Origin of the sequence: Pyxidicoccus fallax (assembly GCF_012933655.1) — a bacterium.
Taxonomy (GTDB): domain Bacteria; phylum Myxococcota; class Myxococcia; order Myxococcales; family Myxococcaceae; genus Myxococcus; species Myxococcus fallax.
Map to the genome: position 1 here is coordinate 1 of NZ_JABBJJ010000448.1, position 8,668 is coordinate 8,668.

Sequence of the window (8,668 nt, forward strand, 5' to 3'; positions counted from 1 at the left end):
GGGCACCACCGCGAGAATCTTGCTGACGAGCCCCGGATCCAGGCGCGACTTGAGGAAGTCGAGCAGCAGCGGGGCCACGAGCGTGGCCTTGCCCGCGTCGATGTTGAAGCGGCCCAGCAGCGAGACGACGGCGGCCACCTCACCGGCATGAGCCGCCGCGCCACCGAGCGCGCCCAGCATGCCGCCCAGGCCGCCTCCGCCACCGCCCTGCTGGCCTCCACCCATCAGGCCACCGAGGCCGCCTCCACCGCCCTGGCCACCCCCCATGAGGCCACCGAGCGCGCCCATCAGCCCGCCACCGCCCGCGTCGGCCTGTGGCGCCGCCGCGCCCGCGGACTGCTGCCACGAGTCCATCTCCGGGATGGAGCGGCCCATCTGGTCGGCGGCGTCCGGGCCGAGCTTCTCCTTCACCGTGCCCTGCACCAGCTTCAGCAGCGAGCCCGCCAATCCCTGCGCCTGCGTACCGTTCACCCCGAGCTGCTGCGAGAGCTGTCCGATGAGGTCCATCCCTGCTCCTTTCGTGTGCCGTGGTCGTACCCGGCCGGAGGGCGTCTTTCTAGCGAGACTCGACTCTGCTCACGTGGGGACCGGTGTGGGAGCGTTCACCATGAACAGGCGCTGGCCCCCGTCCGTGAGCCGTCTCCGCGAAGCGGCCGAGCGTCCTCGTACCGCTGGCGCGGCTGCCTGTCCCTGACACTTTCCGGAGCTCCGATGCCCCACCGCTGCGATGCCGGGAGATGGCGGTGATGAAGGTGGCTGCTCCCTTGCCCACCCACCGGGCGCGCCCAGCGAGCTCCGGGACGGAGTGCGCATCTTCGTGCCGACGGTGCCCGTGCGCGGGGCCTGGAACCCGGAGGCACAAGATGGACGAGGCGACCTCGGTGGACGTCACCCAGAAGGAGCAACCGCCCCCCGACACGTCCAAGGCCTGGGGAGGCATCGACCTGGGCGGGACGAAGATTGAAGCCGTGGTCATCGACGGCGCCGGCACCGTCCTCGGGCGGACCCGGCACCCGACGCCAGGGGAGGGCAGCGTCGACGAGGTGGTGATGGCCATGTACGGCGCCATCGAGGAGGCGGCGCACGCGGCGGGCCTGACGCCCCAGCAGCTCGCGGGCGTGGGCGTGGGAGCCCCCGGCGCGGTGGATGCCAACGCGGGCACGCTGGCGCACGTGAGCAACGTCGGCCGGGGCTGGTCGGAGCCCTATCCCGTGGCCGCCAACCTGGGAGAGCTGACGGGCGGTCGCGTGGCGCTCGGCAACGACGTGCAGGTCGCGGTGGCGGCCGAGTACCGGCTGGGCGCGGGCCGGCCGTACCGCTCGGTGCTGGGCGTGTGGTGGGGCACGGGCGTGGGCGGAGGCCTGGTGCTGGACGGCGTCCCCTGGCGCGGCCGTGGCGCGGCCGGCGAGATTGGCCACGTGGTGGTGAAGCCTGGCGGCGCCCGCTGCGGCTGCGGCCGGCGCGGCTGCATGGAGGCCTACGCGGGCCGAGCCTCCATGGAGCGCAAGGCGCGCAAGGCCGTGGGCCAGGGCGAGAAGACCATCCTCTTCGAGCTGATGGAGAAAAAGGGCCGCCCGCGCCTGACGAGCAGCATCTGGGACAAGGCGCTGCGCGAGGAGGACCCGCTGGCCACCTGGCTCATCGACCGGGCCGTGCGGATGCTCGGCGCGGGCCTGGCCTCCGCCATCAACCTGCTCGACGTGGAGGCCATCGTCCTCGGAGGCGGGCTGGGCACGCGGCTCGGTTCCCGCTACGCCGAGCGCATCCACGAGGCCATGCGCCCCCACATCTTCGTCCCCGGGCGTCAGCCTCCGGTGCTGATGGCGGAGCTGGGCGACCAGGCGGGCGCCATCGGCGCGGCGCTGCTGGCCGCGCCGCCCGCGAAGTAGGCAGCGCGTCGCGCGCTGTACGCCAGCCGTGGTGGCGGCCGGACAGGGGAGCCCCCGGTGCCGGGCTCCGTTTCCCTTCATGGAATCGGGCTGTGTCTGCCATATAGGCTCGCGGTTCCGCTGGGCCTCGCCCGCGCACTTCCCGGAGAAGCTCGCTGTTGGCTCGTCGTTCACTGAATCCCGAGGCGCTCTCCTCCCCGCGGACCCGCTCCGTCTTCTGGCCGTGCGTCGCCGTCATCCTGGCCTCCGCCGGGCTCGTCGCCGCGACGGAGCTGACCATCGCGGCCTTCTCCTCCGCGGGCCTCCAGGGCATCCACGAGCGCAACCTCTGGTCGATGGCCATCAGCGTCGGCGTCATCACCGGCGTGACGGGCCTGCTGTGGACCGCGACGAACCGGCTCGGCGTCGCGCTCGCGTTGGTCGCCTCGGGCCTCGCCTTCACGTCCGCGGTCCACATCCGCAAGCTCCAGCTCATCAACCGGCCGCTCCTGCCGTGGGACTTCCTCGAGTGGCGGCAGGTGACGTCGCTCGCGCCCACGCTCTTCCCCGGCTCCGGCACCGTCCTCGCGATTCTCGGTGGCCTCCTCGTGCTGTCGGCCGTCGTCGCCCTGGTGCGCGCCGTGAGGCGGGGCCGTCCACGCTTCCCGCTGCCGGGACTGGCGCGCGCGGGGCTCGCCGCGGCGTCGCTGGCGTACCTCTTGGCCATCACCTTCTTCCAGCACCTGCCCCTGGTGCCGAAGGCCTTCGTCCGCTTCGGCGTCTTCCACCAGGTGTGGGACCAGCGCTCCAACTTCCAGATCAACGGGCTGCCGCTGATGATGCTCTGGAACTGGGAAGGCCTGCGCCTGGAGCCGGGCGGTGCGTACTCGGCGGAGGCGGTGCGCTCGGCGCTGGGGCGTGACGCGGAGCCGCCCGCGCCCCTGCCCGCCGAGCCCGTGGACGTCATCGTCTTCATGGCCGAGTCCCTCTGGGACCCGACGCAGCTCGGCGTGCGCTTCAGCACGGACCCGCTGCCCTTCCTGCGCGGGCTGTCCGCCACGCACAGCGCGGGCCACCTCATCAGCCCGGCCTTCGGCGGCGGCACGGCCAACGCGGAGTTCGAGCTGCTGACGGGCATGTCGGCCTCGTTCGTGCCGGATGGCTCGTTCCCCTACCAGCACTACGTGCTCAAGCCCGTGGAGGCGCTGCCCTCGCTGTTCCGGAGCGCCGGCTATCGCACGGCCGCCATCCATCCCTTCCATGGCTGGTACTGGAGCCGGGACGTGGTGTACCCGCTGCTCGGCTTCGACACGTTCCAGGCGCTCGTGGACTTCGCGGACGCGAAGCTGGAGGGCCCCTGGGTGTCGGACGAGGCCGTCGTCGACCGCATCCTCCAGCAGCTCTCCGACGAGCGTCAGTCCCAGTTCGTCATGGCCATCACCATGTCCACCCATGGGCCCTACAGCCTCCCGCTCACCGGCGCGGAGGAGGTCCAGGTGCTGAGCGAGATGTCGCCGGACAACAAGCTGCTGCTGACGAACTACGCGCACAAGATTCGCCAGACGGACCGCGCGCTGGAGCGACTGGTGCGCGCATTGGAGAAGCGCCCGCGCAGGACGCTGCTCGTCGTCTTCGGCGACCACCTGCCGATGCTGGGTCCCAACTACTCGCTCTACCGGGAGACGGGCTTCCTGAAGGAGCCGTGGACGGACGCGCAGCGCGAGCGCATGTCCGAGGTGCCGGTGGTGCTCTGGTCGAACTTCGCGCTGCCGAAGCAGGACGTGCACGTCAGCATGGGCATGTTCGCGCCGCGCATCCTCGAGGCGGCGGGGATGAAGCCCCACGGCTTCTTCGCCTTCCTCACGGACCTGGCCCGGGCCGTCCCCGTGGTGAAGAGCGACGTCCTGCGGAGCGCCACGAACGGGTACCTGCCGCTGTCGGAGCGCGACGTCGCGGCCCCCGCGCCGGGCTCCCCGGCCGAGTGGCTGCGCCGCTACCGCCTGCTCACCTACGACCGGCTGGTGGGCGACAGCTTCAGCGTGCTGCCGAGGCGCGAGGCGGCGCCAACGAGCGGGCCCCGGCTGGCAAGCGACGGGAAGTGAGCGGAGTCCCGGCGGCGCTTCGCCCTGGGGAAGCGACGGGAAGTGAGCGGAGTGCCGGCGGCGCTTCGCCCTGGGCAAGCGACGGGAAGTGAGCGGAGTGCCGGCGGCGCTTCGCCCTGGCTTCGCGGCCGGCAACGACCAAGCGGGCGACGACTTCAGTGAGCGCCGGGGTCCTGGGGCGCGGCGGGCTGGAGGCCCGCGAGCCGGCGCGGACCGAAGGGCCACAGCTTCCTCAGCAGCGCGGGCGGCGAGTCCTTGAGCTTCAACGCGGGCTTCTCCACGAAGTGCCAGGACAGCACGGACAGCGCCACCACCACCGGGAAGGACAGCGCCGCGTTCACCCACCACGCCGTGCGCCCGCCCAGCAGCGCGGTGACGGCCTGCTGCACGGGGAAGGCGTAGACGTAGACGCCGTACGAGAAGTCACCCCGGCGCCCGAAGTTCGCCAGCGAGCCCAGCGGCAGGAAGGCGAGGTACAGCACCACGTACGCGCCGAAGAGGCCGGTGCCGATGCGGCCATATCCCAGCCGCGCCATGACGAGCCACGCCGCCGTGCACCCCAGCGCCAGCCACGGGTTCATCCGCACCTTGTCGCGCCACAGGTACAGCGCCGCGCCGGCGCCGAAGTACAGGTACAGCTCCGGCCAGAAGCCCAGCCGCCCGGTGATGAGCGAGGCCACCGCCGCGCCCACCCAGCCGAAGGCCACCATGCCCTTGCGCAAGAGGCCCGTCAGCCCGAGCCCCAGCGTCAGCAGGTAGAAGCCCACCTCGAACATCAGCGTCCACAGCGAGCCGTTGACGGCATGCGAGTACGCATTGCCCTCGAAGACGCCGGGCAGGTGCCACTGGGAGACCACGAGGGTGAAGTTGCGCAGCCAGTACAGGTGCGTGTCCGCGGACGCGAAGTACTCGCCGAGCGGCAGCGTCGTGAAGGCAGGCCCCAGCACCAGCGTCGTCAGCGAGAGCATGACGGCCAGACCCGGGAAGATGCGCAGCACGCGCGCCCAGGTGAAGCGCACCACGTCCGGGGTGTGCTGCCAGCTGCGGGTGATGAGCACGCCGCTGATGACGAGGAACACCGCCACGCACAGCCGGCCCAGCGACATCTGGCCCCGGGTGAAGTCCTCCAGGGGCTCCACGACGCCCTTGCCCTCGCCGAGCGGGAAGGCATGGCTGAGGATGACGCCCGAGGCCGCGGCGAAGCGCAGGAAGTCGAGGTTGTTGCGGCGGCTGTCGAGGCACGCCTGCAGGGTCGGTCGGTCGGAAGAGGGCATGACGGGTCCGGCCAGGGCGGCGGGCGGGCCATTGTCGTTCACGGCGCCATTGCGTCAATAGCGGCCAGGGGGGCGGCCGTCCGCAGGGATGGAGGGAACAAAGAGGTCGCCATTCTTTCGCGCGGTGACCTAGAAGGGCGCTCGCCCATGCGAGTCCTCATTGGCATCCATCACCTGCTGGACCCCAACTTCGGCGCCCCGGGCGTGACGCTCGCGCTGGGCAACGCGCTGATGACGCTCGGCTGCGAGGTGGACTACTTCAGCTTCAACGAGGCGTTCCCCGACATCCGCGAGCCCGGCTCGTCGCACGAGGTGCGCTTCCCGTGGAAGGTCTCCGCGCACCTGCTGCGCGTGGCCAGCCGGTACGACGTGCTGGACATCACCACCGGAGATGCCTGGCCCTGGGCCCGCATGGGACGCCCCGGTGCCCGCGCCCGCCATGCGCTGGTGACGCGCAGCCACGGCCTGGAGCACACCTTCACCGAGCGCCTGCGGGCGGATGCGCGCGCGGGCCACGTGAAGCTGAGCTGGAAGTACCCCCTCTATCGCGGCAGCTTCCGCCTGTGGGAGGTGCGCCAGTCCCTGCTGCTGGCGGACCAGTCGGTGCTCCTCAACACGTCCGATGCCGAGTACGCGCGCGAGCGGCTGGGCGTGCCCGCGGACCGCATCAGCGTCATCGGCCATGGGCTGGACGCGCCCTTCCATGCGCTGCCGCAGCCCCGGCCCTCCGAGCCCGGCGCGCCGCTGCGCGTGGCCTGCGTGGGAAGCTGGCTGCCACTCAAGGGCAACAGCGAGATGGTCGCCGTCGCCACCCGGCTGCACGCGCTCGGCGTCTCCTTCACCCTGAGCCTGTACGGCACGGGCTCGAAGGAGGACGAGGTGCTCGCGGCCTTCCCCGCCGAGGTGCGCCCCCGGCTGCGCGTGGTGCCGCGCTATGTCCGCGTCGAGCTGCCGCGCCACCTCCAGCAGGAAGAGGTGCTCTTCTTCCCCAGCCACTCCGAGGGCTTCGGCATGGCGGTGGTGGAGGCCATGGCCTCCGGGCTGGCGCCGGTGTCCTCCCCTGTGGGTGTCGCCATCCAGGTGGTGCGAGAGGGTGTGACGGGTCGGCTCATCCCCATTGGCGACGTGGAGGCGCAGGTGGGCGCACTGCGCTCGCTCGCCGAGGACCGTGAGCGGCTGCTGGCCATGCGCCGCGCCGCCCAGGCCGAGGTGCAAAGCATGACGTGGCGGGACATCGCCGCTCGCACGCTCTCACTTTACGAGACGCTTCTCCGCAAACGCTGAGAGACGTGGAATCCCTACGCCCGGTGGCCCTATAGGCAGCCGCAGGGTCTTGTCTGTTATCACACAATGGCATTCATTGACGCGCCAGGCCAGGGGCCGTCACCATGGCCAGCGGCTCAACCTGAATGATTACCCTTTTCGTCGCGTTCCTCGTCTCGCTGATGGTGGCCCTGGTGCTCACGCTGCTCGTGCGCAACCGGGCCGTGGCCTGGGGGTGGTTGGACCAGGCCAACTCCAGCCGCAAGGTGCATGTCCGCCCCATTCCGCGGCTGGGCGGCATTGGCATCGTCGGTGGCTTCTTCGCGCCCTTGTGCGCGCTGTTCCTGGTGGACTCGGGGGTGGGCTACCACTTCCGCTCGCACAAGGAGCTGGTGGCGGGGCTGTTCATCGGCGGCGCCGTCATCGCGGCGCTGGGGCTGTATGACGACCTGCGCGGCACGGGTGCGAAGCTGAAGTTCGCGGTGCAGTTCGCGGTGGCGCTGGGGCTGTACGCGATGGGCTTCCGCATCGAGGTCATCGCCAATCCCTTCGGCCCGGAGCTGGTGCTGGGGGCGCTGAGCCTGCCCTTCACGGTGTTCTGGATGGTGGGCGTGGTGAACGCGCTCAACCTCATCGACGGGTTGGATGGGCTGGCGGGTGGGGTGGCGTTCTTCGGCGTGGCCACCAACTTCCTCCTCGCGCTGTCGCGGGGCGACATGCTGCTGTGCCTGCTGATGGCCGCGCTGGCGGGCGCCATCCTCGGGTTCCTGGTGTTCAACTTCAACCCGGCCTCCATCTTCATGGGGGACACGGGGAGCATGTTCCTGGGCTTCGTGCTGGCGGCGGTGGCCATCAAGACGAGCACCAAGAGCGGCACGACGGTGGCCATGCTGGTGCCGGTGATGGCGCTGGGGCTGCCCATCATGGACACGCTGCTGGCCATGGTGCGCCGCTCGATGCTGGGCCGGCCGATGTTCAGCGCGGACAAGGAGCACATCCACCACCGCGTGATGAGCCGGCTGGTGCTCAGCCACCGCGCCACGGTGCTGGTGCTGTACGGGCTGTGCGGACTCTTCACGCTGACGGCGCTGGGGCTGAACTTCGCCAACAGCGCGCAGAGCGCCATGCTGCTGTGTGGCATGGGCGTGGTCATCGTGGTGATGATGCGCAAGCTGGGCTACCTGGACCTGCGCCGCGCGGCGGACGTGCAGCAGGTGCGGCAGCGCAACATCCGGCTGCGCTCGCTGGTGAAGGACGTCACCCGAGCGGTGCGCTCGGCGCCGTCGCTGCAGGACGTGTGGAACGCGCTGCGGCCGCTGGCGGAGGCGCTGGAGCTGTCGCGGCAGGAGCTGCGCTTCCGGCGCGAGTCCGGCGGGCTGACCGAGGGCATCGTCTTCGAGACGCAGCGCCCGGCGGGCTCGGCGGTGCCGTTCGAGGTCAGCATCGACGTGAAGGACGACGATGACGTGCTCGGCTCGCTGCGGCTGGTGTGGCGCGACGGGCGGACGGCCATCAACCGCGATGAGGAGCTGGCGCTCGAGGTGGTGGCGGACGCGGTGGCGGAGCGGGCCGCGCGCCTGCACGCGCACGAGGACGTGGAGCCCGGGCGCATCCTCGCGCTGAGGCGGTGACGTCGGTGGACGCGCGCGCCCTGGGGGCGCTGCTGCGTTCGTGGCCCCGGGCCCCGGAGCATCCCGCTCCCGAGGGCCTGGAGGCCGACGGGCTGGTGCGCGCCGCCGTGCACCATGGCCTGGCGGGTTTCGTGGACCATGCGGTGGACCGGGCCGGGTGGGTGCTGCCTGGCGAGGCGCGGGCGCTGCTGCGGCGCGAGTCGTTGACGGGCGCGGCGCGGGGCATGCGGGTGAAGGCGCTGCTCGTGCGAAGCCTGGAGGCGCTGGCTTCGGTGGGCGTGGTGCCGGTGCTGCTCAAGGGCTACGGGCTGGCGCTGCGGCTGTATCCGGATCCGCTGCAGCGGGCGACGACGGACGTGGACCTGCTGGTGGCGCGTGGCGAGGTGGACGTGGCGGTGCGGGCGCTCACCGGGCTGGGGCTGTCGGTGCGGGCGGCGGACGCGGGACGGCATGGAGAGGAGGACTCGCACCACGTGGAGCTGGCGGGGCCGGCGGGGCTGGTGGAGCTGCACTTCCGCGCGCTGGCGGGG

At 71.5% G+C, this 8,668-nt stretch carries 6 protein-coding genes and 1 pseudogene; 5 read left to right on the plus strand and 2 right to left on the minus strand.

Features of this window, described 5'->3' with window-relative positions; all coding sequences use genetic code 11:
• Positions 1–510: pseudogene (locus HG543_RS48395) on the minus strand (hypothetical protein); the annotation flags it as partial.
• Between the two features lie 353 nt (positions 511–863).
• Between HG543_RS48395 and HG543_RS48400 the strand changes: the two are divergent.
• Complete coding sequence (locus HG543_RS48400; RefSeq protein WP_169351754.1) at positions 864–1,889, plus strand: ROK family protein; 1,026 nt, start codon at positions 864–866, stop codon at positions 1,887–1,889.
• A gap of 158 nt (positions 1,890–2,047) precedes the next feature.
• Positions 2,048–3,970 carry an LTA synthase family protein gene (locus HG543_RS48405; RefSeq protein ID WP_169351755.1) on the plus strand — a complete coding sequence of 641 codons (1,923 nt, stop codon included), beginning with the start codon at positions 2,048–2,050 and terminating at the stop codon, positions 3,968–3,970.
• A gap of 155 nt (positions 3,971–4,125) precedes the next feature.
• Here the strand turns inward: HG543_RS48405 and HG543_RS48410 are convergent, their stop codons facing one another.
• Positions 4,126–5,244, minus strand: coding sequence for an acyltransferase family protein (locus HG543_RS48410; RefSeq protein ID WP_169351756.1), 1,119 nt, complete (start codon positions 5,242–5,244; stop codon positions 4,126–4,128).
• 147 nt (positions 5,245–5,391) lie between these two features.
• Here HG543_RS48410 and HG543_RS48415 point away from each other — a divergent pair, with 147 nt between their 5' ends.
• From HG543_RS48415 to HG543_RS48425, 3 genes are all read left to right on the plus strand, one after another.
• A complete protein-coding gene (locus HG543_RS48415) occupies positions 5,392–6,528 on the plus strand; it encodes a glycosyltransferase family 4 protein (RefSeq protein WP_169351757.1) in 1,137 nt (378 codons plus the stop codon).
• 125 nt (positions 6,529–6,653) lie between these two features.
• On the plus strand, positions 6,654–8,138 hold the full coding sequence (locus HG543_RS48420) for an MraY family glycosyltransferase (protein ID WP_169351758.1): 1,485 nt from the start codon (positions 6,654–6,656) through the stop codon (positions 8,136–8,138).
• Positions 8,139–8,143: 5 nt separating this feature from the next.
• A partial coding sequence (locus tag HG543_RS48425; RefSeq protein WP_343073629.1) for a nucleotidyltransferase family protein occupies positions 8,144–8,668 on the plus strand: 525 nt, incomplete at its 3' end.